The organism is Eubacterium sp. AM05-23 (assembly GCF_003477535.1).
In the GTDB taxonomy this organism is placed as follows: domain Bacteria; phylum Bacillota; class Clostridia; order Eubacteriales; family Eubacteriaceae; genus Eubacterium; species Eubacterium maltosivorans.
On record NZ_QUDF01000002.1, the window covers coordinates 233,842 to 259,539 of the forward strand.

33 protein-coding genes are annotated in these 25,698 nt (G+C 48.0%); 30 read left to right on the forward strand and 3 right to left on the reverse strand.

All coding sequences use genetic code 11. The features are described 5' to 3' along the window. Positions 1–9 precede the first annotated feature (9 nt). From DW091_RS03340 to DW091_RS03430, 20 genes are all read left to right on the forward strand, one after another. The gene (locus DW091_RS03340; protein WP_118517390.1) at positions 10–543 is read left to right on the forward strand and encodes a hypothetical protein; all 534 of its coding nucleotides are present in this window, start codon (positions 10–12) and stop codon (positions 541–543) included. Positions 544–806: 263 nt separating this feature from the next. Beyond that, positions 807–1,178 (forward strand): hypothetical protein, encoded by a 372-nt coding sequence (locus tag DW091_RS03345; RefSeq protein ID WP_118517391.1) that lies wholly within the window; start codon positions 807–809, stop codon positions 1,176–1,178. After that, positions 1,165–1,437 carry a hypothetical protein gene (locus DW091_RS03350; protein ID WP_118517392.1) on the forward strand — a complete coding sequence of 91 codons (273 nt, stop codon included), beginning with the start codon at positions 1,165–1,167 and terminating at the stop codon, positions 1,435–1,437. The genes DW091_RS03345 and DW091_RS03350 overlap by 14 nt, the downstream gene beginning before the upstream one ends. Positions 1,438–1,497: 60 nt before the next feature. After that, the gene (locus DW091_RS03355; RefSeq protein WP_058695422.1) at positions 1,498–1,743 is read left to right on the forward strand and encodes a hypothetical protein; all 246 of its coding nucleotides are present in this window, start codon (positions 1,498–1,500) and stop codon (positions 1,741–1,743) included. Positions 1,744–1,781: 38 nt separating this feature from the next. Further along, positions 1,782–2,195, forward strand: a complete 414-nt coding sequence (locus DW091_RS03360; protein WP_118517393.1) for a hypothetical protein — start codon at positions 1,782–1,784, stop codon at positions 2,193–2,195. Positions 2,196–2,220: 25 nt separating this feature from the next. Continuing rightward, the gene (locus DW091_RS03365) at positions 2,221–2,739 is read left to right on the forward strand and encodes a hypothetical protein (protein WP_118517394.1); all 519 of its coding nucleotides are present in this window, start codon (positions 2,221–2,223) and stop codon (positions 2,737–2,739) included. Between the two features lie 27 nt (positions 2,740–2,766). Next, positions 2,767–3,033 (forward strand): hypothetical protein, encoded by a 267-nt coding sequence (locus DW091_RS03370; protein WP_118517395.1) that lies wholly within the window; start codon positions 2,767–2,769, stop codon positions 3,031–3,033. A gap of 289 nt (positions 3,034–3,322) precedes the next feature. Further along, complete coding sequence (locus DW091_RS03375; RefSeq protein ID WP_058695418.1) at positions 3,323–3,826, forward strand: hypothetical protein; 504 nt, start codon at positions 3,323–3,325, stop codon at positions 3,824–3,826. Positions 3,827–3,986: 160 nt separating this feature from the next. Beyond that, complete coding sequence (locus tag DW091_RS03380; protein ID WP_096918934.1) at positions 3,987–4,703, forward strand: LytTR family DNA-binding domain-containing protein; 717 nt, start codon at positions 3,987–3,989, stop codon at positions 4,701–4,703. 1 nt (position 4,704) lies between these two features. Beyond that, entirely contained in the window at positions 4,705–6,012 is a 1,308-nt protein-coding gene (locus DW091_RS03385) for a sensor histidine kinase (protein ID WP_118517396.1), read from the forward strand. Between the two features lie 109 nt (positions 6,013–6,121). Further along, a complete protein-coding gene (locus DW091_RS03390) occupies positions 6,122–6,274 on the forward strand; it encodes a cyclic lactone autoinducer peptide (RefSeq protein ID WP_082669355.1) in 153 nt (50 codons plus the stop codon). 95 nt (positions 6,275–6,369) lie between these two features. Beyond that, positions 6,370–6,699 (forward strand): hypothetical protein, encoded by a 330-nt coding sequence (locus tag DW091_RS03395; protein WP_118517397.1) that lies wholly within the window; start codon positions 6,370–6,372, stop codon positions 6,697–6,699. A 121-nt stretch (positions 6,700–6,820) separates the two neighbouring features. Further along, a complete protein-coding gene (locus DW091_RS20005) occupies positions 6,821–6,991 on the forward strand; it encodes a hypothetical protein (RefSeq protein WP_158577814.1) in 171 nt (56 codons plus the stop codon). Between the two features lie 25 nt (positions 6,992–7,016). Continuing rightward, the gene (locus DW091_RS03400; RefSeq protein ID WP_158577815.1) at positions 7,017–7,601 is read left to right on the forward strand and encodes an accessory gene regulator B family protein; all 585 of its coding nucleotides are present in this window, start codon (positions 7,017–7,019) and stop codon (positions 7,599–7,601) included. Positions 7,602–7,708: 107 nt separating this feature from the next. After that, positions 7,709–8,053: a hypothetical protein gene (locus tag DW091_RS03405; RefSeq protein ID WP_118517399.1), complete on the forward strand. Its 345-nt coding sequence runs from the start codon at positions 7,709–7,711 to the stop codon at positions 8,051–8,053. 358 nt (positions 8,054–8,411) lie between these two features. Next, the gene (locus DW091_RS03410) at positions 8,412–8,912 is read left to right on the forward strand and encodes a hypothetical protein (protein ID WP_118517400.1); all 501 of its coding nucleotides are present in this window, start codon (positions 8,412–8,414) and stop codon (positions 8,910–8,912) included. After that, the gene (locus DW091_RS03415) at positions 8,905–9,435 is read left to right on the forward strand and encodes a hypothetical protein (RefSeq protein ID WP_118517401.1); all 531 of its coding nucleotides are present in this window, start codon (positions 8,905–8,907) and stop codon (positions 9,433–9,435) included. The genes DW091_RS03410 and DW091_RS03415 overlap by 8 nt, the downstream gene beginning before the upstream one ends. Next, complete coding sequence (locus DW091_RS03420) at positions 9,425–9,895, forward strand: hypothetical protein (protein WP_074616670.1); 471 nt, start codon at positions 9,425–9,427, stop codon at positions 9,893–9,895. The genes DW091_RS03415 and DW091_RS03420 overlap by 11 nt, the downstream gene beginning before the upstream one ends. Further along, a complete protein-coding gene (locus DW091_RS03425) occupies positions 9,892–10,464 on the forward strand; it encodes a replicative helicase loader/inhibitor (RefSeq protein ID WP_058695406.1) in 573 nt (190 codons plus the stop codon). The genes DW091_RS03420 and DW091_RS03425 overlap by 4 nt, the downstream gene beginning before the upstream one ends. Beyond that, entirely contained in the window at positions 10,448–11,107 is a 660-nt protein-coding gene (locus DW091_RS03430; protein ID WP_118517402.1) for a sigma-70 family RNA polymerase sigma factor, read from the forward strand. The genes DW091_RS03425 and DW091_RS03430 overlap by 17 nt, the downstream gene beginning before the upstream one ends. A gap of 12 nt (positions 11,108–11,119) precedes the next feature. On the opposite strand, the gene DW091_RS03435 is transcribed toward DW091_RS03430, so the two are convergent. Next, complete coding sequence (locus DW091_RS03435; RefSeq protein WP_096918926.1) at positions 11,120–12,013, reverse strand: YafY family protein; 894 nt, start codon at positions 12,011–12,013, stop codon at positions 11,120–11,122. A 50-nt stretch (positions 12,014–12,063) separates the two neighbouring features. After that, positions 12,064–13,032, reverse strand: a complete 969-nt coding sequence (locus tag DW091_RS03440) for a tyrosine-protein phosphatase (RefSeq protein WP_058695403.1) — start codon at positions 13,030–13,032, stop codon at positions 12,064–12,066. A gap of 119 nt (positions 13,033–13,151) precedes the next feature. On the opposite strand from DW091_RS03440, the gene hemW reads away from it, so the two are divergent. The 6 genes from hemW (at position 13,152) to dhaS (ending at position 20,229) form a co-directional block, all read left to right on the forward strand. Further along, complete coding sequence (gene hemW / locus DW091_RS03445; RefSeq protein WP_118517403.1) at positions 13,152–14,291, forward strand: radical SAM family heme chaperone HemW; 1,140 nt, start codon at positions 13,152–13,154, stop codon at positions 14,289–14,291. Between the two features lie 337 nt (positions 14,292–14,628). Then, positions 14,629–15,663, forward strand: coding sequence for a heat-inducible transcriptional repressor HrcA (gene hrcA, locus DW091_RS03450; RefSeq protein ID WP_058695401.1), 1,035 nt, complete (start codon positions 14,629–14,631; stop codon positions 15,661–15,663). 8 nt (positions 15,664–15,671) lie between these two features. Further along, on the forward strand, positions 15,672–16,238 hold the full coding sequence (gene grpE / locus DW091_RS03455) for a nucleotide exchange factor GrpE (RefSeq protein WP_058695400.1): 567 nt from the start codon (positions 15,672–15,674) through the stop codon (positions 16,236–16,238). Positions 16,239–16,463: 225 nt separating this feature from the next. Further along, a complete protein-coding gene (dnaK, locus tag DW091_RS03460; RefSeq protein ID WP_058695399.1) occupies positions 16,464–18,299 on the forward strand; it encodes a molecular chaperone DnaK in 1,836 nt (611 codons plus the stop codon). A gap of 130 nt (positions 18,300–18,429) precedes the next feature. After that, positions 18,430–19,596, forward strand: a complete 1,167-nt coding sequence (dnaJ, locus tag DW091_RS03465) for a molecular chaperone DnaJ (protein ID WP_058695398.1) — start codon at positions 18,430–18,432, stop codon at positions 19,594–19,596. 66 nt (positions 19,597–19,662) lie between these two features. Next, entirely contained in the window at positions 19,663–20,229 is a 567-nt protein-coding gene (dhaS, locus tag DW091_RS03470; protein ID WP_058695397.1) for a dihydroxyacetone kinase transcriptional activator DhaS, read from the forward strand. On the opposite strand, the gene DW091_RS03475 is transcribed toward dhaS, so the two are convergent. Then, on the reverse strand, positions 20,226–20,474 hold the full coding sequence (locus tag DW091_RS03475; RefSeq protein WP_058695396.1) for a hypothetical protein: 249 nt from the start codon (positions 20,472–20,474) through the stop codon (positions 20,226–20,228). The genes dhaS and DW091_RS03475 overlap by 4 nt on opposite strands. Before the next feature lie 247 nt (positions 20,475–20,721). Between DW091_RS03475 and DW091_RS03480 the strand changes: the two genes are divergently transcribed. The 4 genes from DW091_RS03480 (at position 20,722) to DW091_RS03495 (ending at position 25,689) form a co-directional block, all read left to right on the forward strand. Continuing rightward, positions 20,722–23,232, forward strand: a complete 2,511-nt coding sequence (locus DW091_RS03480) for a YhgE/Pip domain-containing protein (RefSeq protein ID WP_118517404.1) — start codon at positions 20,722–20,724, stop codon at positions 23,230–23,232. A gap of 108 nt (positions 23,233–23,340) precedes the next feature. Beyond that, complete coding sequence (locus tag DW091_RS03485; RefSeq protein WP_118517405.1) at positions 23,341–23,811, forward strand: MarR family transcriptional regulator; 471 nt, start codon at positions 23,341–23,343, stop codon at positions 23,809–23,811. Positions 23,812–23,951: 140 nt separating this feature from the next. Further along, the gene (radC, locus tag DW091_RS03490; protein ID WP_096918922.1) at positions 23,952–24,656 is read left to right on the forward strand and encodes a DNA repair protein RadC; all 705 of its coding nucleotides are present in this window, start codon (positions 23,952–23,954) and stop codon (positions 24,654–24,656) included. A 118-nt stretch (positions 24,657–24,774) separates the two neighbouring features. Next, positions 24,775–25,689 carry an RluA family pseudouridine synthase gene (locus tag DW091_RS03495; protein ID WP_118517406.1) on the forward strand — a complete coding sequence of 305 codons (915 nt, stop codon included), beginning with the start codon at positions 24,775–24,777 and terminating at the stop codon, positions 25,687–25,689. The last annotated feature ends 9 nt before the right edge of the window (positions 25,690–25,698 follow it).

Here is a 25,698-nt window from a genome sequence, read left to right on the forward strand (position 1 = left end):
GGAGCCGATATGCAGCCACAGGAAAAAGCAGTTTATCAGGACATGCTGCAATGCATTTTTGCCAGATATCTGGAAGATTACTCGGAAAACACGTATTCAGAATTATTAAAAAAATACACGGGTCTCTCAGTCATCGAAACCGGCGAAGTCAGGGAAGCCTCCTATGAGACGGTTCTTAGGCTTCTGAAGCAGAGAACCAGACGCTATACTGGCCTGGGATGCAGGGCGGAGGGCGATGCCCGGGAAGAAAATATTCTGTATCCTGCAGCCTTCGAGACCCAGGGCGCCGATCCAGAGATCGCCCGGGAGACCGACTACGGCACAGCCTGGGACGGTTTTGACAATATGTTGCTGGAGCTGCCTGAGGAAAAACAGGTCGAATGTAAGATGGCCTTAAACAGTTTGGAAAGCATTGTCCACGATCCGTCCATGACCAAGCCGCAGAAGCAGCTGCTGTCAAGCATACTGCTGGACTGGATCGCCCGTGAGCCCGAGGATGTGGGCATCCTGTTTGTGCCCATGCTGCTGCAGATTTATGAATAGAGGACAGGTCCAAAACCGCCGTCCGGTTATCTTTAAAACCGGCGGCGGTTTTTTAATACAAAAATTTGCATTTTTTACTTATATCTTTTCAAAGATAAAGGTGATATAATGGAGTTAAATTAAATAACGGTTGCGCTATTGTTGATTTTAAACGTGTTCATTCAATGTTGCCTTTATTCTGTTTTCAGTTGCCCTCAAAAAACAGACATAGAAACTGAAAAAAGAATTTTTATAAAGCCTGAAAAGGCAGAAAGGAAGCCGAAATGAAAGCCGATCTTGTGCGCATTGCGCTGATTCCGTATTTTGTCCTGCTCCTTGTTATCTGCAACTGGAATGTGAAGCTGTACGCAGCCGTAACACTGAACAGCTTTTACTTTCTGGAATACATTCTTTTTATTTTCTGCGGTCTGGCGACCGCCCGCCTGATGGATATTTCCCCGGGCACCTATGCTCAGAAAAGCGCGCGAATCATCATTATTGTCAATCTGGTTGTTCTGCTGGGGCTCTTTCTGCTGGGCATCCTCCAGATTTTTGTTTTCTTTGACGTCCGATATTTTTATCAGATTTCTTTTTTGCTCTTTGGTTACTATCTGTATTTGCTTGTTATAAGCCTGAGAAAGGGTGAGACGCTGTGAAAAAGCATGTGCGAAACGGGTGGTGATCTGCGCGCTGTCGCCGCTGATCGCCTATTATTTACATTTTATGGTTGGCACAGTCATCAGTTTTGTTTTTACATCCTTGTCCTACATCTTAAATAACCCCACGATTGCGTATCTGGGATACAACGGAGGTTTGGAAATGGTGCCAGCCTGGACCCTTGCCATCAATGTGACGGTACTCATCTATCTGTTTTACCGGTGGGACCTCAAAAAGGAGCGGTCCGAAGAACCATGAGCCATGGGTAAAATACCGCCCCCTTAAAAAGTGTTTTTAAATATGAAAGGAGATGCTCCTATGCAGTACCAGAAATTATCCAAACCGGCAAAAGCTTACGCGGAAGAATTTTTTTCAGAATACCGGGAACGGCTGAGAGAAAATATCCCTGATGAAGTGGCTGCCGTCATTTATTTTAACCCCGATGTAAATACCCTCCCTTATATTTATGAGCTGCAAAAATTCTTTCATTTTAAGGTAGGTCAAAATCAGCTCATTATCAACCACTTTTTTGTGGACCAGATGACGTGCTTTTATAAGTGGTAGGGAAGTGGGAACCGTGCTTTAGACTGGAGGAGAGCGTTATGAAAAATAAAATATGCTTCGTCTACCTGGCGGCAGTGCCGTATATCATTTTAACACTGGTAACTGTGCACTGGTATGAGTATTACAGGCCAAGCGCCACCACGCTGGCCTATGGAAATTTTCTTTTTATTTTTACTCTGTTGCTGTACCCAGTTATTGGAATCCTGCTGGCAGGCTTGCATACCATTCCCCGAGATATATATGGCACAAAGTGGGCAAAAGGAATATTGGCGGTCAATTTCGTGGTTCCCAATGTATTTTGGACAGTCTATTACACTGGCTTGGGCGGACTGGGTGTGAAGCTGCTGTTTTTTGTCCGGGTGCCGTCATTTACGATCATATCCCTTTTGGTGATGGGCTATTACCTGTTTTTTCTAGCAGAAAGCTTTCGAAAGAAAGCCAAAGCCCTGTAGAGGTTAAAGCGATGAGAGGTAAAAAATGAAAAAGAAATTATTAGCAGCGCTTGTATTGTTGTCTGTCTGCTGTTTATCCCTTTTGGGCTGCTCGGCAGAGGAGGATAAGGGCGAGGAAATTCCCCTGTCCGAGAGGAGTATTGAGGAGCAGGTTCAGAATAACAGAAGCGTCATATTTAAAGAATACGATAATATCAAAGCCTTCAGAGCCGTGTATCAGAATGACCTGAGAACCATGAATGGCCTTGTGGACCCAAAGAAGTATGACATTGTGCTTAAAAACCTTGAGTACGAGAATCTGCAAACTGCAACAAAAAATACGTCAAAGGTAAAAGCAACCTACAAAAAAATCGATAAAGACAAATATGTGCTGAAGTATTACGACTCTTTTGAAGCATACGGCGCGTTAAAAGAAAGCGATCTGGCAGCCCTGAACGAGAGCGTCAGAGATCAGGGTGCCACCTATAAGCCAACCATCGCAGAGCTTGTCCCAGAGCAGGAAAATATCCGGGCTTACTATGAAAAAGTGGACGGAGAAATTTAAAGGGTTGAGCCCAGGGGGTGTTATACGATGCACGATAAAGCAAAAAAGAGGATCAGCTGGATCGTTTACAGCGTTATCATCGTAGCGGATATTATAATAAACTACCGGCTGTTTCACTGGCTCAGGAAGCCTCTTTATCAAATTAACGAGATGCTTTTTGGCCCTGCCGAGACGGGACTTAAAGGCCAGCCCGGTTTTGTGGTGTTTTTCCAGTTTTTTATTCCCGTTATCCTGTTTTTTGTCATTGTGATGGCCGGGCATTTTCTTTGTAGGAGGATTGAGGAAAAGCGGTAAGGGAAAGGAGCTGTTTTCTTTTCGGTTATTTTAATTTCGGTGTGTATACAAGTTGTTTATATAATGAAAAAGTATCATTCTTAGGAGGTGGATGAGCAAAGACAAAGCCGTTTAAAAAAATAATTCCGGTCAATATTGCAAGATAGACGGTTAATTTTGCGAAGGGGGTTTTACAGTAGGTACAAAGATGTTATATTTGATTAAAATAAAGCGAGAGGTCTCATCTAAAAAAGTAAGCTTTGGAGTGCCCGAGATTTTTAGGGATAAAACCCGAAGGAAGGGAGAAAAAATGAAAAAGAAATTGTTCGCAGCAATGCTGGCATTGCTTATTTTGTCTTTGCCGTTGTCAGGATGCACGCCGGATAAAAAAGACGTACAGAAAGAAGACAAAGCGGAAAAAACCATGGAAGAACAGGTAGAGAACAATCAGAGTGCGATTTTTAAACAGTACGAAAACATCAAGGCGTTCCGGTCAGAATACCAAAAGGATCTGGAGACAATGAATGCGCTTGTGGACCCGAATAAAGCGGAATTTGTTCTGAGCGATATCAGCTATACAGCAGGCGTGCCCAGCTCCGATTCAAGGGTCGACGCCACCTACAGGCGAATTAATAAGGAAACCTACGTTCTAAAATACTATGAATCCTGGGATGTGTATAATGAACAGGTAAAAAACGATTTGTCAGCCCTCAATGAATCGGTTAAGGACCAGGGAATCGAATATCGTATAGACCGCGCGGAGCTGGTGCCCGATGAAAACAGAGTCCGGGCTTATTTTGAGAAAGTGACATAAACGCTTTTATAAATAATGAGTAAATTACAGAAAAGGCAGGAAGCACAGGCTTTCTGTCTTTTTCTATATGTTTAAAAAATATATCGATATCTTTTATAAGTTGGAAATGTTATAATAGAATAAAGCGTAAATCAATAGATGGTGAGAGGAGGTTTTAAAAATGTTTCGTATTGGTGTGTGTGATGATGAAGCCTATTTCAGACAGGATATAGAAAAGAGGCTGGAAGCTTATTTTAATGGGAAGCCATTTGAGCCGGAAATACATATTTTTGAAAAAGGCCAGGCGCTTCTGGAGGAGGCAGAGAAAAAACCTTTTGATCTGGTCTTTCTGGATATTGAGATGCCGGATATGGACGGAATTACCCTCGGAGCCCGTTTAAAAACAATGTTTGAAGCAACCCTGTTAATCTATGTGACCTCTTATGATGCCTATGTTTCCCATGCGTTTCGGTTAGATGCTTTTCAATATCTGAAAAAGCCTTTAGATGATTCTCTTTTTCAGGAGGAAATAGACAGGGCGCTGGCGCAGTATGTTCTAAAAAAACAAAAATATAATTTTGAGTATAACAGTGTCAGAATGAGTGTTCCAATAACAGCGCTCATTTATTTAGAATCCCAAAGCTGGAGTGTGATTATCCATACAAAGGATAAAGATTATAAAATTGTCGGAAAGCTGAATGAAGAAGAAGAGCGGCTCGCCGTTCATGGATTTATCCGTATCCATCAGAGCTATCTCATTAATATGCAGTATATTAATAAGTTCCTCAGTGATAAGGTGTTTTTAAAAGATCGGGAAGAACCGCTGCCGGTCAGCAGAAAATATAAAAATGAAGCAAAAAAAGCCCATTTAGACTATCAAAGCAAAGTAGGCATTTGATATGAAGGAGATATGGGTACAAATCTTTGCGGCCGTGTTTGAGGCGGTTTTGATTTATTATTGGGTACGTGCCTTTTCACGGGAGAAAAAGATTAAACGGCGCTGGATTGTGCTTGAAGTCACGCTGGTAAGCCTTTGGATTTTAATTTCCCTTGTCTTTGTGAAAAATCCACTGCTGTTGATTTCATTCACTGCAGCGGCCTGCCTTTTGATGTTTTTTATCTATCGTGTTCCCGTAAAGATCAGTCTAGTTGCGACGCTGGTTTTTTGTGTGGTCATGGCTTTGTGCGATGTACTGGCTATATACATACTGATGTTCTTAAGTGGCGAAAATATCGAAACGATTCGCTTTACTGCTGATTTAATGTTGATGGGCAATCTTTTAACAAAGTTTTTAATTTTATGTTTTGTGAGTTTTGTGTACGTTCGTAACAAAACAGACTTTAGTAAACTATTTATCAAAAAAACTATTTATCTTTTAGTACTTCCTTTGGCCAGTATTGTTTTATTGTATCAATTACTCAGTTTTAGTGATATGGAAAATCCTTTTAGTATAATGATGTGTTTAATTGGGATTGCGGGCCTTTTTATTGGGAATATCTATTCATTTATCTTTTTTAAAAAGGAGGAAGAGCTTGAAGAACAGAGCCTGAAGGAGCTTTTTTTGAAGCAGCAAATCGAAAATCAACGTACTTATTATCAGAGTTTAGAATCCTCAAATGAAGAGACGAGAAAAATACGTCATGATTTGAAAAATGCTTTTATTGCGCTTTCAGGATATTTGGATATAGGAGATGTAAATGCCGCTAAACAATATGTTGATAGGCAAATACACACAATAAAACAACTTACTTACAGTACTGGCTATCCTGCAATTGATGCTGTTGTTAATGATAAAAAGACTAAAGCCCTTGAAAAAAATATACAGTTTGATATGAAAATTTCTTTACCAAAAGAGTTGCTTGTTGATGAGATGGATTTGTGTGTTATTTTAGGAAACGCATTGGATAATGCATTAGAGGCATGTGAGAAAATGCCCTGTGGACAGGGAGAAATCATATTAAGCTTACGTAAAATAGGGGAGATGCTTTTGCTCGACATTAAAAATACTATTGATAAAGAACCAGTTAAAGATTCAGATGGGTTGATTACAACGAAAAAAGATCAGGTGAACCATGGCTTTGGTCTTAAAACAATATATCAGTTAACAAAACAATATGATGGGACGATGGATTATGAGATTAAGAATGGCTGGTTTTATCTGATGATCAATTTAAACCTTAAAGACCCTGTTAATTCTGCGAGATAAACCGTCAATTATGCGAACCCCCTTTATAAGAAAACGAAATCATGCTATCTTTAAATTATCCTAATTTAGAGATAGCTTTTTTATAGAAATTTGAAAAGAGGTAATAAAAATGAAAAGTAAAGTAAAAAAGGCGTTGATGCAGATTGGTCCTTTGTTTGTATTTTTGGCTTTAGAAATGGGAATTTTCACATCTAATGCCGCAGCTTGTTTTGGATTCTATCAGCCAAAAGAACCGGAAGGAATGGCGAAATATAAAAAATAAGTTCCAAATGTATAACTTGATAGAGGGGTGATTCCAATGGGAAGTAAATAATATACAGAAGAAATATAAAAAATATGATAAGAAAGGAAAAAACAATGAAACTAAGTAAGAAACTGTCAGTTTCTTTGGTAGCTGTTTTGTTGATTATGACGACACTAATGATGCCGGCATTTGCAAATGAAAAAGTAACCAATGAAGAAACAACAACAATACAAACTGGAGAGATACAACCAAGAATCGCTGTTACTGTATATCATGAAGAATGGGTAAACTATTCTGTAGGAGACAGTATTCCTTCTGATATTTATAGACAAGGATGGTATGGTGGAGCTTATGTTTCAGGATGGCTTAAATTAATCAGAACTGTAACTACTGGCAATAATATTGCCGTGTTGTATGGTGGAAATCTTGTAGGAAGCGCTTGAATTAAGGAATTTTTGTAAGACAAAATAAATAAGTGTTTTGTTTATAGCAGATAGCATTATACTATGCTATCTGCTCTTGTTTACACGATGAAATAAAAAACAGAAAGAACTTTTAAATTAGATGAGTAAAATTTGCAATAACCATACCCCCTGGCAAATCATCCAATCCATCAAAAAAGGCGAAACCCGGCTCACAGACTGGAAACCCTTGTTGGATGAGGAAGAATATCAGGAATTATCGGATTGCTTTGACATGGATATGGAAAAGCTTAAGCAGAATTTCTGGCATTAAATATTATAAAACAGGAGGCCCCCCCATGATCCACAACCTATCCCAAAAACTAACCACCACCTTCATCCACCACCGCATCATTGACGCTGAGGACCGAGAGGTCTATATTTACAGCTTTGAGCTCCTGCTGTCCGCGGTCATCAATCTGGCGGTGGTGGTGCTTTTGATTGGCCTCACCGGGCAGGTGGCCGGGGGCGTGGGCTTTGTCCTCACCTTTTTGGTGCTCCGGCAGTCCGCGGGAGGGTACCACGCGTCCTCGCATTTTTTCTGTATCCTGAGCTTTGCGGTCATTTTTTCGGTGTTTCTGGCAGTGATCACCTTTCTGCCGCCGCTTTACTACCTGCCGGTTATTCTGGGGGCGCTCGTTTTAGGCGTGCCGGTTATTGTGCTCACAGCGCCGGTGGCCCATGTGAACAAGCCGCTGACCGGGGCGGAGCGCGTGCGCCTGAGCCGTCTGGCAAAGCTGACCGTGGTGGTTTTAACGGCCCTGATCATGACGGGCTGGTACCTGGCGCCCGGGAGCGCGGCACCTGCCGGAGCGGCTTTGGGGCTTCTGACAGTTGCGCTGTCGTCGCTGGCGGCGCTGTATCAAAAGAGAAAGCGGGCTTAAGCCCGCCCTAACGAAATATTGAAACTGGGATAATGCTTGACACCCGCCAACAGAGAGCTTCTGCTTTCTGTTATTTTTTTGCTCAAAAAAAGAGAGAAGGAGTTATTATGAATAAAAAAGATTTGTACGCAGTGCTTCAGGAAAAGACCCGGATTGCCTGGGTGGAGGTTTTTACAGACCCGGAAGCAGGCAACGGCCTGCGGGTATGGTTTGAGGACTGGCGGGGGCTGGAATTCTACCGGAGTAAGGCAGCCTTTATAAAATGGCTGGAGGAGTGGGACATCATGAGCACAGCGGCGGCGGAAAAGGCAGCCCGGGCGCTTCTGCCGGGCAGCCAGCTTCTGCCCATATACCGCGGCCCGGGATGCACCTTTATCCAGATTAAGACCAAATCGACCAAAGCCGGGGAGAAGTATGCTTACAGCTGGGTAAATTTGGATTTAATTAATTAACGGCCAGGGGCCTGCAAAAGAGGCAAAATGCCTGGAGCTTAAAAACGGCATGATTGTGCGCCATCTGCACCGGGATGCCACCATAAGGCGCAAGATAGAGGAGGGAAAGAGGCTGGCGGCTGCGCTTGAGAAAAGATGAAAAAGCAAGTTGTTTATTTTTTGTTTTTAAGGGGTTGGTGCGTTTTTATGGGATAAGTGCAAAATAATACCCGAAAAGCGCCGCTCAAAAGCCATATTTTACTCTTTTTGGACGAATTATCCGGCAAACCCGCGGTTTGCGGCATTGACCAGCGCCCGGTATAATACACCTACAAGCTTGAAAAACAAAGAACACCGGTGTTCCGAAAGGAACAATCAAATGAACGATCAAATAAACGATCAAATAAACAGAATTTTTGTCCGACCCGAGGAGCTGAAAGATCAGCCGGTTATTACCACGCTGGACCAGCTGTTCTGTATGGAGCTCATCGATTTACAGATGAACCGGGAGGAATTATTAAGGTCATATTATAACCGCACGCTGTTTCTGGGCAAGTCTCCGGAGGAGCCCATGACGGTGGTGTATGGCACGGGCGCTGCTCCTTATTTTAATATCCGGGAGGTGGCGGCACTTATGGGAAAACGGGAAGATATCGACGCTTTTATCGCAGAGCACTACGATGCGCTGGGCGTGACCATGCGCATCGCGGCAGCGCCCGACAAGCTGGAGCTGATCGAATTTCTGCCCACGACGGATATTGCGGGGGTTCATCGCCTGGCAGAGCTGCTGGACAAAGAGGCAGATCCGGAGGGCGTGCGCACCATGTTTGAGCAGCTGGAGGAAAAGGCTGTGGCCTGGGGGAGACAGTGCTATGCATAAATTCACCATTACAGACACCATCTGCTATGATGATATCTGGCTGCCAGATCTTGGGGCAATACCCGCGGTCATTGAGCCGCCCATGTATTACGGCGGAGAGCCGGAGGTATGGCTGGCGCTGAGACCGATCCTGCCCCTGCTGGGCCAGACCTCGGCCAGCAAGCTGGCCATGCTGGTGGCTCCGGGGGACAAATGCAAGCGCCGGGTGTACTACAGAGGAAGGCACCGCCACATGTGGATGGTGAACCTGAGTAGCCTGCAGGCGCTGCTGCCGCTCATGAAGGACAAGAAAAAAATGGAATGGGCCTCGGGGCTGTTTAAGCGCAAGGTTTGCGCTCTGGAAATGCTTTATAAAGGGGACGCAAAGACCTCTGTCCTTTACCACTATGACATGGGAAGCGCGCCGGTTCCTGCCGAGGAATACGGCTGTGAGGCCGGGACGCTGGCCCGCGCGTATATTGGCCTGCACCGCCGCTGCAAAAAGCTTGAGGAGATGCTGGAGCAGGTGGAGAATGGGGCTTAACTACATGGCAGAGCTTAACGCCATGCGGGATTATCTGCTGCTGAGGCCTCTGGCCTCCGGGCAGATATCCTTGTGGCACGGGCTCATGATGATCAATAACCTCTGTGGCTGGAAAAGCTGGTTTACAGCGCCGAATATGACGCTGCAGGCTTTTTCGGGGCTGTCGGACAGTGGAATTTATAAGGCCCGGAAAGTGCTTAAGGAGAGGGAGCTCATCGACTACCTGCCCGGTTCGTCAGGCGTGATACCGGCAAAATACCACATTTACCCGGTATCGCTGCGCGTCCGGGAGGCGCGCGGCAGTAAGGGCAGCAGTACAGGCAGCGGTACAGGCGGCAGTACAGGCAGTAGTACAGGCGGCAGTACCGCATTCTATAAACAAAACAAACCAGACAAAAAGAGACAAAAGGAAACTTCCAATCCTTTTTTAAAAATGTTAAACGATGAGGAGGAAACGTGAACCGAAATGAGACCTTAAAAATTTTGGCAGTCATTAAGGCTGCCTACCCCTACTATTACAATAACCAGTCCGAGGAGGATCTGAAAACCGTGGTCAGTCTCTGGCAGGGGATGTTTGAGGAATATGAATATCCCCTGGTATCCGGCGCGGTGCGGGCCTTTATCGCCAGCGATAAAAAGGGCTTCCCGCCCTCTGTGGGCATGGTGTTTGACAAGCTGAGGCTTCTGAGTGAGCCGCAGGAGCTCTCGGAGATGGAAGCCTGGAGCCAGCTGTCAAAGGCAGTTAAAAACTCGGCATGGTACGCCGAGGAGGAGTTCGCCAAGCTGCCGGAGGATATCCGCGGCATTGTGGGCTCGCCAGCCAGCCTTCGGGAATGGGCTCTGATGGAGGCTGGCACCTTCCATTCGGTTATCCAGTCCAATTTCATGCGCAGCTACCGGGCCTGCCGGGGCCGGAAACGTGCCCTTGAGGAGTTGCCGGAAAATGTGCGCGGCCTGATTGGGGAGCTGGCGGGGCAGAAAGCCCTGCCGCCCGACAGAGGGAGGGACAGCGATGCGGGCAGTGAATGACCGGGATAACCAGGCCGAAATCCTCCGCTTTATCGAAATGGCCAAACAGGGCGACAAGGCTATGAAGCTTGCAGTGGTCAATCTTTTTAAGCCCATGGCTTACAGCATGGTTTATCGGTCCTTCTATCATAAGGAGGAGCGGGAGGAAATGTACCAGGAGGCCTGCCTGCAGATTCTGGAGGCCATTGAGGACTTTGATACAGAAAAGTACCGGCACGTCTATTTCAGGTATTACCTTAAGAACCGTCTGCGTTTTATGATTTTAAACCGGATCGGGCGGATTGGGCTTGAGAAAAAGCGGTTTGCCTGTTCGCTGGATGAAAAGGTGGCCGGGGAAGACGGAGAGGAGGACTGCTGGAAAATCGACTGGTTCCCGGCCGCCTGCAATACAGAGGAGCAGGCCATCAGGGGCTGTATGGCCCAAAAGGTGCTGGAGGTGATGCGAAAACGGATGGTTCAGGAAACCTATGAGGCGGTCTGCCGGCATTTTATGGAGGGGATCAGCTACGCCGAGATCGCTTTGGAAAGAGGGCAGAACCGCTCCACTGTCCAGTACCAGTGCAGGCGCGGGCTGGAACTGGTGAAGCGGGAGCTGCTCGGGGAGGAGGCTTATCTGAGGCAGGTATTGGAAGGGGATTTTTAGACGGCGTCAAAATCAGGCGTAATGGGCCAGGGCTTTTTCAAGCTCCTCCCTGAGGGAGGCGCGCAGCGGCTCCGGCGAATGGAGGATCAGGTCGCCGCCAAAGGAAAGGAGGTAACCCACAAGCCAGTTGTCCACCGGCAGGCAGGTGCGCACATCAAAATTGCCGCCGGGCAGCGGGGTGACCTGCGCTCCGGCGAACTCGTCGTAGACCCGGTAGGCCCGGCTTTTAAGAATGGTGAAGTGAAGCGGGGTCATGACGACTTTGGCGTTTTCTCTAAAGGGGACAGCGGGATAAGGATCAAAGGTGTCCTCCAGCACCTGCAGGTCCTGGATGCGGAACAGCTTGAACACGCGGTAATCCTGCCGCGTATGGCAGTAGGCCTGGAGGTACCAGTTGTGCCCCTTAAACAGCAGCTTAATGGGATCGGCGCTGCGCTCGCTTTTCTTACCGTCTCCGCCCCAGTAGGAAAAATGGATGGTGTGCCGGGTGAGAATGGCATTTTTGAGCTCATCTGAGCGCTCCCGGTCCTGTATGGAGCCGCCCCAGCCCGTAAAGTCCACCTCGATCCAGCTCTGCTGGTTCTTTTTGAAAAAGGTCCCCAGCTTGGTGAGCAGGCCGTCAGGGTCTGGATACTCGACGGCTTTAAGGCTTTGAAGGGCCATGAGGATTTCGTTCTGCTCGGCGTCGCTCAGGATGGATTTATCCAGGGTGTAGCCGTCCATAAGGGCGATGCCGCCGTTTTTTCCCACGTTGGTGTAAATGGGAACGCCGCTGATGCTCAGGCGGTCAATGTCCCGGTAAATGGTACGGACAGAGACTTCAAAATGGTTTGCCAGCTCGCTGGCGGTCATTTGGCCCTTGTCCAGAAGCAGGTAGATGATTTCGAACAGGCGATGGGTCTGCATGATGTTTCTCCAATTAAAATGGACGGCAGATCTGCCGTCCGTTTTGTTTTTTATACGCTTGGCGCTTCCAGCATGTTTTCGCGGATTTTGTCCAGATCTTCTTTTGTCAGATCGGTTTTATCAAGCAGGTAAGCGTCGACATTCTCGTAGTTTTCCTTGATGTAGTTCAGCTGGATTTTCAGCCATTCGGGCTTGACACCAAAGAAATCCTTGAGCTGATCCTTGGAAACACCCTTGGCCTCGTTTAGTTCATCGGCCATAATGGTGCCCAGAACCTCGAAGGCTTCGTCGAAGGTGAGGTTGGTCAGGGAGTAATCCGAGATAATGGTTTCCTCCGGCACGCCGCAGATCAGCAGGATGAGGGCTGTCATGAAGCCGGTGCGGTCCTTGCCGTTGGTGCAGTGGTACAGGATGGGGTATTCGCCGGGGTCGGTCATGACCTTGAGGATCTCTGCGTAGAGCGGCGCGGCGTTTTCGACCTGGTAGCGGTAGATTTTGCGCATGAACTGATCGATGCCGTCAGGCGCTGTAAAATTGATCTCGTTGTGGCTGAAGGGGATGTTTTTGAGTACCGGAATGTTTTTATAATCTGCGGTGGAGGGCAGCTTGTCCGGCATGGCTTTGGCCTTGGGGGCGTCCCTGAAGTCAAAGACATGCTTGAGGCCAAGCTCTTCGAAGTATTCCACATCCTTATCGGAAAGGTGGGCCAGCTCCTCGCTGCGGATCACCTTGCGCCATTTTGTCTTGCGTCCGTCCAGACCGGTATAGCCGCCGATGTCGCGGATATTGATGGAATTTTCCAGCTGGATCAGCCGTTTGCCCAGGTTGGACTCGTCGCAGAAAATCAGGTGGTCTTCGTCCTTGAAATCAGTTTCCAAAGGATTTTTCTCTGGAAGCGGAAGGCTGTCGCTCTGGTTGAAATCTTCTGCCTGAAGCTTTTTCTGGCGTTTTTTATGAATCAGATATGGGACTGCGGCAGCCGCGGCAATAAGCGCCCCAATGCCTACAAATTTTTTCATATGTTCACTCCTTTGACTCTTTATACTTTATTATATAGAATATATTGTAACATAAAGACTTAAATTTGTCCCGGTGACAATTTGTTTTTTCATCATATTTTATAAAAAGGAGCGTTTTAATGGAAAATGTTGGAATTTATGTGCATGTTCCCTTCTGCCAGCAGAAGTGCCGCTACTGTGATTTTCCCTCATGGGCGGGGCTTAGCGAGGCGGATGCCCGGCGTTATTTTGAGGCGGTCTGCCTTGAGATAAGGGCCTTCGCGGATGAGCAGGGCAGGCTGTCCGCGCGCACGGTTTATTTTGGGGGAGGCACGCCCTCTTACGTGTCGGCTGATCATATCGGCCAGGTTATGGACTGTATCCAGGAGTGCTTTGAGCTGCCAGGGGAGGGTGTGGAAGCCACCATTGAGGCCAATCCCGGAACCCTGACCGGCGAAAAATGCCGGGCTTACCGCAGCATGGGCCTCAACCGCGTGAGCCTGGGTCTCCAGACCACGAGCGATGAAGAGCTTAAAGCCCTGGGGCGTATCCACACCTACGCGGATTTTGAGTCGTCGCTGGAGCTGCTGGGAAGCGCGGGGTTTGAGAATATCTCGGCGGATTTAATGTTTGGCCTGCCGGGACAGACCCTGGAGGATGTGCGCCGGGACCTTGCGAGACTGACGGCCCTTGAGCCCGTTAAGCATATCTCTTGCTACAGCCTGAAAATCGAGGAGGGAACTGCCTTTGCCACCCTGCTCCGCCAGGGAAAACTGGCGCTGCCAGACGAGGCGCTGGAACGCCAGATGCAGCACGCTGTCATCGACGGCCTGGCAGAGAAGGGCTTTGAGCAGTATGAGATATCGAACTTTGCAAGGAAAGGCTGGGAAAGCCGCCACAACAGCCTGTACTGGGTGATGAAGCCCTATGTGGGCTTTGGACTGGGGGCAGCCTCCTATTATAAGGAAGAGCGCCGCACCAACGTGATGGCAATGGGGGACTACTGTACTCTGGCTGAACAGGGGAAAGCCCCAGTGCTCGAGGCGCACACACTGGATGTGCAGGAGAAAAAGGGTGATTTTATGTTTCTGGGTCTGCGGCGCATGTGCGGCGTAAACGACGCGGATTACCGAAGGCTGTTTGGCAGCAGCTTTTTTGAAGATTTTGAGGAAATTGGAAACCTTGTGGCGGCGGGGCTTCTCACGCGTGAGGGGCCGGTGATCCGCCTTACCCCAAAGGGCCAGGATCTGGCGAATCAGGTGTTTGTGGCGTTTGTATAAGTGAGATGAGTGTAGCGGAGGACCGCCGTTGGATTTTGCGGGATCGCCGCGAGCAAGGCACTGTTACCTCATGACTTCGATGGTTCTGCGAAATAAAGCATCTTGGCGCGCGGCAAAATGGAAAAATCCTTTAACGGTTTTCGCTGCACGCCCTCTCTTTTTCAGCTTTTCACTTGGATAATATACCAAAAGGTTTCCTTGCTTAAATAATGTTTAAATCTTAAAAACTTGACATTTATCTTATAGAAATCTATTGACAAAGTAAGAACCCGGTGGTATATTATAGTCAAGATATTAGCACTCACAAGTAACGAGTGCTAATAAAGAGGTGAACAAAATGGACTTGAAAGAGAGAAAGAAGAAGATATTGGAGGTAATCATTAAGGATTACATCAATACCGCCGAACCGGTAGGGTCCCGGACTTTGTCAAAGCGTTATAATCTTGGCATCAGCCCTGCGACCATCCGGAACGAAATGGCTGATCTCGAAGACCTGGGCTTTTTAATGCAGCCGCACACCTCATCTGGAAGAATTCCGACTCAGCTGGCATATCGCTATTATGTCGATGAGATCATGCAAATTCAAAAATTAGCTAAGGTTGTGAGAAATGACATCCATAATGGGTATCTTAAAATAACAAGGGAGTTGGATAACACCATGAACCACACGGCGAAGGTGCTGTCACAGCTGACCAATTACACCTCTGTGGTGCTGTCGCCGCGGGTTTCCTGCTTTAACTGCAAGCACGTACAGATTGTTCCTTTGATCAAGGAACGGGTTTTACTCATTGTGGTCACCTATGAAGGGATGGCAAAGAACATTGAAATGACCCTTTCACAGGAAATTGACACCACTTTGGCCCTGAAACTGAGTAATGTCTTAAACAGCTTCCTTAAAAATATTTCCTTCCAGGAAATTAATATGGAGCTGGTGGATCAGATTCAGGAATTGTCCCCGGATGAAAGCAGTTTACTCCGGGAAATTCTTCCGGTATTAAGGGATACTTTGATGGAAGAGGCTTCAGACATCCACTCCATGGGTCTGACGAATCTTTTCAACTATCCCGAATTCAGTGATGTGGAAAAAATCCGTCACCTGGTCAATGTGATCGAGGAAAAACCGCTGCTGGCGGGGATCCTGTCAAATGATGACGCCAGTCAGGTGATTAACATCAGCATCGGGGATGAAAATGATAATGAGAATCTGAAGGAATTCAGTATTATTACGACAACCTACGAGCTGGAAGGAAAGACCGTAGGCGCTTTTGGGGTCATAGGACCGACGAGGATGAATTATGACAATGTCTCCTCGGTTCTTGATTATATAAGAAATGAACTGAACACAAACTTAACAAAATTATTAATGAAATAGGTGGTTAAATGGCTAAGGAAGAAAAGATGGAACAAAACGTAGACGAAACCATTAAGGAAGAAGCTACGGAGGAACAGGCAGCAGAGGAACAGAAAACAGAAGAACAGGAAACTGTAGAGGATGTTGAAAAATCGGTAAATGAAGCGGCCAAGGCAGAGGAAGCGGCTATGGAGCGTCTTATGCGCCTTCAGGCGGATTTTGAAAACTATAAAAAAAGAACGCAGAAGGAAAAGACTGACATTTACCAGTTTGCTCTTGAGGGCTTTGTCACAAAGCTTTTACCAGTGCTTGACAACCTGGACCGCGCCGAAGCGGCGGCGGATGATGACAATGCGGACAAATACCGCGAAGGCGTCCAGATGGTTTTCAAGCAGCTGATCGGTGTTCTGAACGAGGAGGGCCTGCAGGAAATTGACTGTGTGGGTACAGCCTTTGATCCGAACTTCCACCACGGCGTTGCCGTTGGAGCAGATCCTGAAAAAGACGACCAGGTTGTTCTGGAGGTTTTCCAGAAGGGTTACACTTTTAAGGATAAGGTCATACGGCCAGCGATGGTTAAGGTTAACCAGAAGTAAAAAAGCAATTGACAATGGGGAATTGAGAATGGAGAATTAAAAGAACAAATTTGCTAAAGCAAATTTGAGAAAGCGGTCAACGGCCGCATAAAGATCAAAATGCGTAGCGTTTTGTACCGGAATTTTCCATTTTCCATTCTCAATTCTCCATTAAACAACAAGCTGCTTTTTTGAAGAATGATAAAAATTAGAAATTTATACTAAAAACTTAGGAGGACATATATTATGGGTAAAGAAAAAATTATTGGTATTGACTTAGGTACTACAAACTCTTGCGTTGCTGTTTTGGAAGGCGGCGAACCGGTTGTTATCCCAAATGCAGAAGGGAACCGCACAACCCCGTCTGTTGTTGCGTTTACTAAAGACGGTGAAAGACTGGTCGGCCAGGTGGCAAAACGCCAGGCTGTCACCAATCCAGACCGTACAGTCGCGTCCATCAAGAGACACATGGGTACCGACTATAAAGTAACCATCGATGATAAGAGCTACACACCGCAGGAAATCTCTGCGATGATCCTGCAGAAATTAAAATCAGACGCAGAAGCCTATCTTGGCGAAACAGTTACCAAGGCTGTTATCACTGTACCGGCTTACTTCAGCGACGCTCAGAGACAGGCAACCAAGGACGCTGGTAAGATCGCCGGTTTAGATGTACTGCGTATCATCAACGAACCAACCGCAGCTTCACTGGCCTATGGTCTTGACAAGGCAGACAACCAGAAAATCATGGTTTATGACCTTGGCGGCGGTACCTTCGACGTATCCATCCTGGAATTAGGCGACGGCGTTTTCGAAGTTAAGGCGACCAACGGGAACAACAACCTGGGCGGCGATGACTTTGACAACAAGGTGATCGACTGGATGGCAGATGAATTCAAAAAATCCCACGGCATCGACCTGAAATCTGATAAAATGGCGTTACAGCGTTTGAAAGAAGCTGCTGAAAAAGCTAAAATCGAACTCTCAAGCGTTATGAAATCGGACATTAACCTGCCGTTCATCACTGCGACCGCAGAAGGACCGCAGCATCTCGAACTCTCCCTGACAAGAGCGAAATTCGACGAATTGACTTCTGGTCTTGTAAGAGAAACCGAAGGACCTGTTTCCAAAGCCATGAGTGACGCAGGCCTGGGCAAAAACGAATTGAACAAGGTTATCCTGGTTGGTGGTTCCACAAGAATCCCGGCAGTACAGGATGCTGTTAAGAACTTAACCGGTGAAGAAGCCTATAAGGGCATTAACCCTGACGAATGTGTTGCCATCGGTGCCGCTATCCAGGGTGGCGTATTAGCTGGCGAAGTCAATGACGTGCTGTTACTCGACGTTACCCCGCTTTCCTTAGGGATCGAAACCCTTGGCGGTGTATTCACAAAACTGATCGAACGCAACACCACCATCCCGACCAAAAAGAGCCAGGTATTCTCTACCGCTGCGGATAACCAGACTGCTGTAGACATCCATGTATTACAGGGTGAACGTGAAATGGCCTCTGGCAATAAGACTCTGGGCCGTTTCCAGTTAACCGGTATCCCGGCTGCAAGACGTGGTATTCCACAGATCGAAGTAACCTTTGATATTGACGCCAACGGTATCGTTAACGTATCAGCCAAGGACTTAGGCACTGGCAAATCTCAGAATGTTGTGATCAAATCGACCACCAACATGAGCGAAGAAGATATCGACAAGGCTGTAAAAGAAGCTGAACAGCACGCAGCCGAAGATAAGAAAGCAAAAGACCTCATCGAAGCCAAGAACAATGCAGACTCCACTGCTTATCAGGCAGAACAGTCTCTGAAGGACATGGAAGGCAAGATTACCGACGATGAAAAGAGCAAGGTAACCGCTGCTATCGATAAGGTAAAAGCCGCCGGTGAAGGCGAAGACGTTGAGGCAATCAATAAAGCCATCGAAGAATTAAACGAAGCTTTATATCCGATCGCTCAGAAAATGTATGAACAGACCGCTCAGGAACAGACCGCAGAACAGCAGTCTGCTGACCAGAAGGGCGACGATGACGTCGTAGAAGCTGAATACGAAGAAGTCAGCGACGACGATAAATAAGCCGTCCACTGTGAGCCCGACAATAAGATAGACTTTAGGAGATGGCAGCTGTAATGGCTGCCATCTTTAATAATGATTCTTTACAGGCTGGGCCTTTTAGGTTACAATATGAGGCGAGGTGAATAGAAGCATGAGTGAAAAAAGAGATTACTACGAGGTGCTGGGCGTTGAAAAAAGCGCCAGTGCAGATGAAATAAAAAAGGCCTATCGCAAGATGGCCATGAAATATCATCCGGACAAAAACCCGGGCGATAAAGAGGCTGAAGAAAAATTCAAGGAAGCCAACGAAGCCTACGAGGTCTTAAGTGACGAAACCAAGCGTGCGACCTATGACCAGTACGGTCATGCGGGCATGGAAGGCGGCTTTGGCGGAGGCGGAAGCTCCTACGGCGGTTTTGGCGGAGGCGGCTTTGAAGATATTTTCAGCGATATTTTCAGCTCCTTCGGTGGAGGCGGCGGTTTTGGCGGCTTCGGCGGTTTTGGCGGAGGCGGCGGTGGACGCCGTGGGCCAAGCCGTGGCTCGGATATGAAGATTAATATCAATCTTTCATTTAAAGAAGCTGTTTTTGGAACCGAAAAGAAGATTAAGATTAAACGTCAGGAAGAATGTCCGACCTGCCACGGCTCCGGAGCGGAACCGGGCAGTGAAGCCCACACCTGTGACAAGTGCGGCGGCTCCGGGCAGATTTATATCCGTCAACAGACCCCTTTTGGCACCATCCAGCAGACTACGGTCTGTGATAAGTGCCACGGCGAGGGCGAAATCATCGACGACCCGTGTCATACCTGCCATGGCTCCGGCATCCAGGAAAAGGAACGGACCATCAATATCAAGATCCCGGCTGGTGTGGACAACGGCTCTATCCTGCCGCTTCGCGGCGAGGGCAACACCGGCGCGCGCGGCGGTGGAAAGGGCGACCTCTTCGTTTATATCAGCGTGAAGGAAGACCCGATCTTCAAGCGTGAGGAAGATGACGTTTACCTGGAAATCCCTGTGACCTTTGCGCAGGCAGCCCTGGGCGCAGAGCTGGTTGTACCGACTGTGGACGGCAAGGTTAAGCTGAAGGTTCCAGAAGGCACCCAAACCGGCAAGGTCTTCAGACTTAAGGGAAAGGGTGTGCCGAACGTCAACGGACGCGGACGCGGCGACCAGTACATTACTGTCAGAGTCGAGGTACCGCGCAAGCTGAATAAGAAGCAAAAAGAATTATTGAGAGCTTTTGACAAAGAAACAGGCAATGACAATCACCAGGAAGGTAAAAAATTCTGGTCTAAGGTAAAAAATGCCTTTCAATAGGATTTTTAAATAACCGGTGCATGCTTTTGCAGCACCGGTTATTTCAGCATAACGGAGGAGAAAATCATGTCGGAATCATTGATAACGAAGCAGGCCATCGCGGACGGTTTTAAGGGATTAATGCGCGTTAAAAGCTTTGATAAGATCACCATTTCAGATATTGCCAAAAGCTGCGGGCTGAACAGACAGACCTTCTACTACCACTTCCAGGACAAGTACGAGCTGCTGGACTGGATTTATTACAATGAGGCGATTTCTGTCATGACAGAGGGACTGACCTTTGAGAACTGGAGCGCCCGTATTTACAGGATGCTGACGCAGATGAAGAAGGAGGATTATTTTTATATCAATGCCTTTAAAGCCTCAGGGCAGAAAGAATTTGAGGCTTACCTCTTTTCTGTGGCCAAAGAGCTGTTTAAGGAGATTATCGGGAATCTCAGCGGCGAGAAAGAAATCAAACCTGAGGATATGGAGTTTATCGCTTCGTTTTTTTCTTACGGGACAGTGGGGATCATTGTCGCATGGGCGCAGGAGGGAATGCGTGAAAGCCCGGAATTTTTGAAGGAGCGTTTTGAAAATCTGGTGTTGGACAGTAAAAATCTGGCGGTTAAGCGGTTTTTAAACACGCTTTAGTCAGGGTTAAAATGCCTGAAAAAATTCTTTTTGGTTCCTTCGATATCCGAGGAGGCGCACAGCTTTAAAAACTCGTTGTAGAGCAGTCTGTATTCGATGCGGGTCAGTTCTTTTGGGGAAATGCTTTTTCCGAGGTCGACCAGGCTGCGGGCGCAGCGCTCCGGTGATTTGGCAATACCTCTCAGGATATGGTCGAGCTTTACGTCCAGCACAGCGGTTTTTAATCGGATTTCCAGGGATTTCATGGCCTGCTCCTTTCATTTTTCTACTAATTTTATATTTAATTTAAGCATATCAGCCGCAAGGCTGGTTGAATATAGACAAAAGACCGAATCTGTCAGACTACCTGACAGATTTTTTGTTTTGTATGAAAACAGGACAATGTCTGAGGTTTGTCGGGTTACAGTGGGTATAACTTTTGGTATACTTTCACATTATGTAAAGAACCCCTCTCCATTAACCAATAACGCAGTAGAAAGGAAGCAATAAAAAATGGACAAACTAAGGTCAGAAAAATCGTTTTTTAAAAAGTGGCTGCCCTGGATCGTGGTCCTCGGCGTAATCATTATTCCTCTTATGTACAGTTTCTTCTATCTGGACGCCTTCTGGGACCCGTATTCGAGGCTGGATACCCTGCCAGTGGCTGTGGTCAACCAGGACAAGGGCGCGACCATTGACGGCAAGTCCCGGAATCTTGGAAGGGAAATGTGGGATGAGCTGGAAAAGGACGGCACCCTCAAATTCGTGTTGACTGATGAGGATGACGCCATTAAGGGAACTGAGGGCAGCCAGTATTACGCCCTGATCCGTATCCCGGAAGACTTCTCCGCCGATATTGCCTCTGCCAGTACTCAGAACAAGCGTGAAGCGGAAATCTATTATTCACCCAATGAAAAACGGAACTATCTGGCCAGCCAGATTCTCAGCAAGGCAGTGCTGGAGGTTGAAAAGTCAACAAGGGCCAGTGTGGACAAGGAGCTGGTGGCACAACTCAGCGGCAAGCTCTATGAGGTCCCCGGACAGCTGGAAACCCTGCAGGATGGGCTTGGACAGCTGGGGGACGGCGCGAACGCCCTGGCAGACGGTACAGGAACCTTGTCCGATGGCACTGGCACCCTTCTAAGCGGCGCGTCCTCCCTGAACGACGGCGCGGATGCCCTGGCTGGCGGCGCTTCTGCGCTGGCGGACGGCACCCGCAGCCTGGCCCAGGGCGCCCAGACCCTGCAGGACGGCGCAGCAACGCTTGCGAATGGCACGGCAGCCCTGAAAAACGGTACCTCTGACCTGGCGGACGGCGCTTCCGCGCTGGCAAGTGGTACAGGCACCCTGAATCAGGGCGCAGGAGACCTGGCAGCTGGAACCGGTGCGTTCAGCACAAAGGTCAGAGAATACCAGCAGGGCGAGCAGAAAGCCAAATCCGGCGCCGACCAGGTCGCAGCGGGCGCGGCTTCACTGAGCGATGGGATCACCCAGCTTTCCGGCGGCCTGAACCTACTGAGCCAGAAGGTGAACAGCAGCATGACCGCTCTTGACAGCGGTGTGGGGCAGCTTCAAACTGGCTTTGAGGGCTATCAGGACGGTGTGGATCAGCTGATTTCAGGCTCCAGCCAGCTGGTCGGCGGCATTGTGGCAGCAGCTCAAAATGACCCGGAACTGTTAAATAATCCTTATTTTAAGGCGCTTTATGATCAGGCAGCAGCGGCAGACCCGGATCAGATCGCTGCCTTACAGGCAGGCGGCAAGGCAGTGGGCGACGGCCTCGATACCCTTTCTGCCGAGATTAAAGAGGGACAGGCAGCCCTTAACGATCCACAGCAGGGAATTCCTGCTCTTATTGCCGGGGCTCAGACAGCCCAGACAGGTTCACAGGATCTGGCAGCAGGCAGCAGCAGCCTGAAGCAGGGAATGGACGGTCTTGACGCCGCGACCGGACAGCTGGTTGGCGGCGCGGACACATTAAACAGCGGGGCGAACAAAGTGGCCGTCGGGGCCAGCCAGGCTGACAGCGGGGCCCAGAGCCTTGACGCCGGCGCAGGAAAGGTCAATGCGGCGGCCGGACAGGTCAGTGACGGCGCTGGAGCGCTGGCAGACGGCACAGCCCAGGCCAGCGACGGTGTCAGTCAGGTGAATGCAGGAGCCCAGGCACTGGATTCAGGCGCATCTGCGCTGAGTGATGGCACAACCACCCTTCTGGGCGGTGCCCAGGAATTCGGGTCCGGCGTTATCAAGCTGCGGGATGGCTCGGTTCAGCTCAAGGACGGCCTGCAAACCGCCAAAACAGGCGTGGACGATAATCTGACCGATGTCCGTGATCAGCTGAAGCCCCTGAGTGGCCTGGACAGTTACGCGGCAGATCCGGTCAATGTCAATACCAACGCCATCGATCCGGTACCCAACTACGGAACAGCCTTTGCGCCTTACTTCCTCTCCTTATCCTTATGGGTCGGGGCGCTGATCATTTTCTTCGGTATTTATCTGGACGCGGACGAAAAATTCCGGCTCCTGTCCAGACGCTCGGACAGGCGCGTTATCCGGAGTTTCTCCTACCTTGTGATCGGACTTCTGCAGGCGCTGCTCCTGGCCCTTGTGCTTCAGTTTGGCCTGGGGCTTCAGATCAACCATCCGCTGGCCTTCTATCTGGCGTGCTGCCTGGTATCCATGGTCTTTATCGCCATTGTTCAGCTTCTGATCGTCTTTTTAAAGGACGTGGGGAAATTTCTGGCCATTGCGCTGCTGATTCTTCAGCTGACCTCCTGCGGAGGGACATTCCCCATGGAGACGGTGCCGAAGTTCTTCAATATTCTGTATCCGTTTATGCCCATGACCTATTCGGTTGGGCTGTTTAAAGACACGATCAGCGGAACAGGGGCCATGGGGCTTGACAGGAACAGTCTGGTGCTTATAGGCATCCTGGTCGTGACCATGGCGCTTACAGTTTTGTTTACCTGGCTTCAGAATAAGGGACAGGCGCGCAGAGCCGCAGAGATAACCCATCAGCCATAAAATTAAGGCCACAGCTGAAATTTGCTGTGGCTTTTGTATTTTCATTGACATTTATATACTTTTAACATAAAATGAACTGATAAAGATACAATATTTAAGAGGTAAATCATGAATGATGAACAAAGAGATACTTTGAACACCTTTTTTGTCGATACCTTCAATAAAATCCTATCGTTGGAAGAACAGACCCTTTTAAAAAGCAGCATTGAAAATCTTTCTGTCAAGGAATTACATATTATAGAAGCAGTCAGTATTTTACAGAGAGACAAAAAAAACACGATGACGGAAATAGCCGCACAGGTTGGGATTACAGTCGGCGCCCTGACCACAGCGGTGAATGTGTTGGTCAAAAAAGAGTATCTGTCCCGCAGGCGTTCCGAAAAGGACCGCAGAGTGGTACGGATCTATTTAACTGAAAAAGGCATGCGCGCCGAGATGCACCACCGGATATTCCACGAGAATATGGTCTCAAATGTCGGCGAGGTCCTGACAGAGGAGGGGCTGGAAAACTTAATAATTGCTTTAAAACAGCTCACTTCCTTTTTTAACGGACAGCTGGAGGTTTTGAAAGAAAAATAAGCGGAAAAGCCCCATTTGGGGCTTTTCTTAATGTTTTGTTCATTATTCAGTTACAAAACATTACAGAATGTTAGGAATTTATTTAGGAAAGGGAATTTAAAATCTGTTAGAATAAAGAGAACCGTGCGAGGAGGTGACCTATGGCCGAAAAGAGTGACCATATGGCAATCCGGGAGATGCCCAGAGATGAGCGTCCCCGTGAAAAGCTGATAAAACACGGTGTCCACAGTCTCAGTAATGCAGAGCTGATCGGCATTATCATTCAGACAGGATGCCAGGATGCAACTGCGGTGGAACTTGGCCAGCGCGTTTTGAGGGCCTTTGATAACGACCTCTCAGCCTTTTTTGGTATGAGTATCGAGGAGCTTGAGCGCAACGAGCGGCTCAAGGGGATCGGCCCGGCAAAGGCCTGCCAGATCAAGGCGGCCATTGAGCTTGGACGACGAGTGAATACCCACCCGCCCGAACAGCCGAAAATCGGTTCGCCGGGGGATGTGGCTGCGCTGCTGACAGATGAGCTGCGTTACCTGAAGCAGGAGCACTTTATGATTCTGCTGCTGGACAACAAAAACAAAGTCATTAAGACAGAAACCATCTCCATAGGGACCATCAACGCGTCTTTGGTGCATCCGCGAGAGGTGTTTGTAAAGGCCATCCGGCAGCATGCCGCTGCGGTGATTCTGGCCCATAACCATCCCTCAGGCGATCCCAGGCCCAGCGCTGAGGACAGGGCCATTACCAAACGGCTGCTGGAATCCGGCGAGCTGCTCGGGATTCCGGTTCTCGACCATGTGGTGATTGGCGGGGCAGACTATGTCAGCTTTAAAGAATCCGGGTATATCTAAGGTTCTTTTATGTTTTTTGGCATTATTTATGAATTTGTGTTAAAATTAGATTGATTATTTTCTTGTTTTACAATAAAATAAATAGTTGAGATTGTGAATGCTTGGAAGAGGTGATGTAATGATTATGCCCGAAGAGGGACAGTTTGTATATCATTATATAGTAGGAGATGTAAAAAGTGGTTCTTTGAAGGATATGCTGACCAATCATTATGATTATTCCAGCCGGCTGCTCAGGCAGCTCAAGCGGGAGGGCAGCATTACTTTAAACGGCAGGGACTGTTGGCTGACCGATCCGGTGCGCAAGGGTGACCAGGTGGTCATTGCCTTTCCGGAGGAGCGGTTCGACATTGAGGCCGTTAAGGGACCTTTAGATATTGTTTATGAGGACGACGAGGTGCTTGTGGTCAACAAGGATGCCAATTGCGTAACGCATCCTACCAAAAGCCACCAGCTGGATACCCTGGCCAATCATGTGGCCTGGTACTGGGAGGAGAGAGGCACCCCCGGGAAAATCCGTTTTGTTAACAGGCTGGACCGGGACACCACCGGGCTTGTCGTTATCGCGAAGAATAAATATGTGCATCATTATATCCAATCCAGAATGAAGACCAATGCGGTTAAAAAGACCTATATCGCCTTTGTGAACAATGTTCCAAAGGAGAAGGAGGGCTGTATCCGCGTACCCATTGGCCGCCCATCTGAGGACAGCCTGGAGAGAATTGTCATGGAAGATGGCAAGGAATCCATCACACACTTCAGAATACTGGAAAGCTACGGAAAAGCTGCGATGGTGGAGCTGGTGCTGGAAACCGGACGCACCCACCAGATCAGAGTCCATTTAAAATATATTGGCTGCCCCATCATTGGCGACAGCCTGTACAATCACGATGGGAATCCGAGCTACGGCATGGCCAGACAGGCTCTGCACGCTGCAAAGTTGAACTTAACCTTACCCAAAAGCGGTGAGTTGGAACTTTTCGCAGGATTAACTGAAGATTTAGTAGCACTTCGAGAAACATTGAGGAAAGAATAAAAAGAAGGT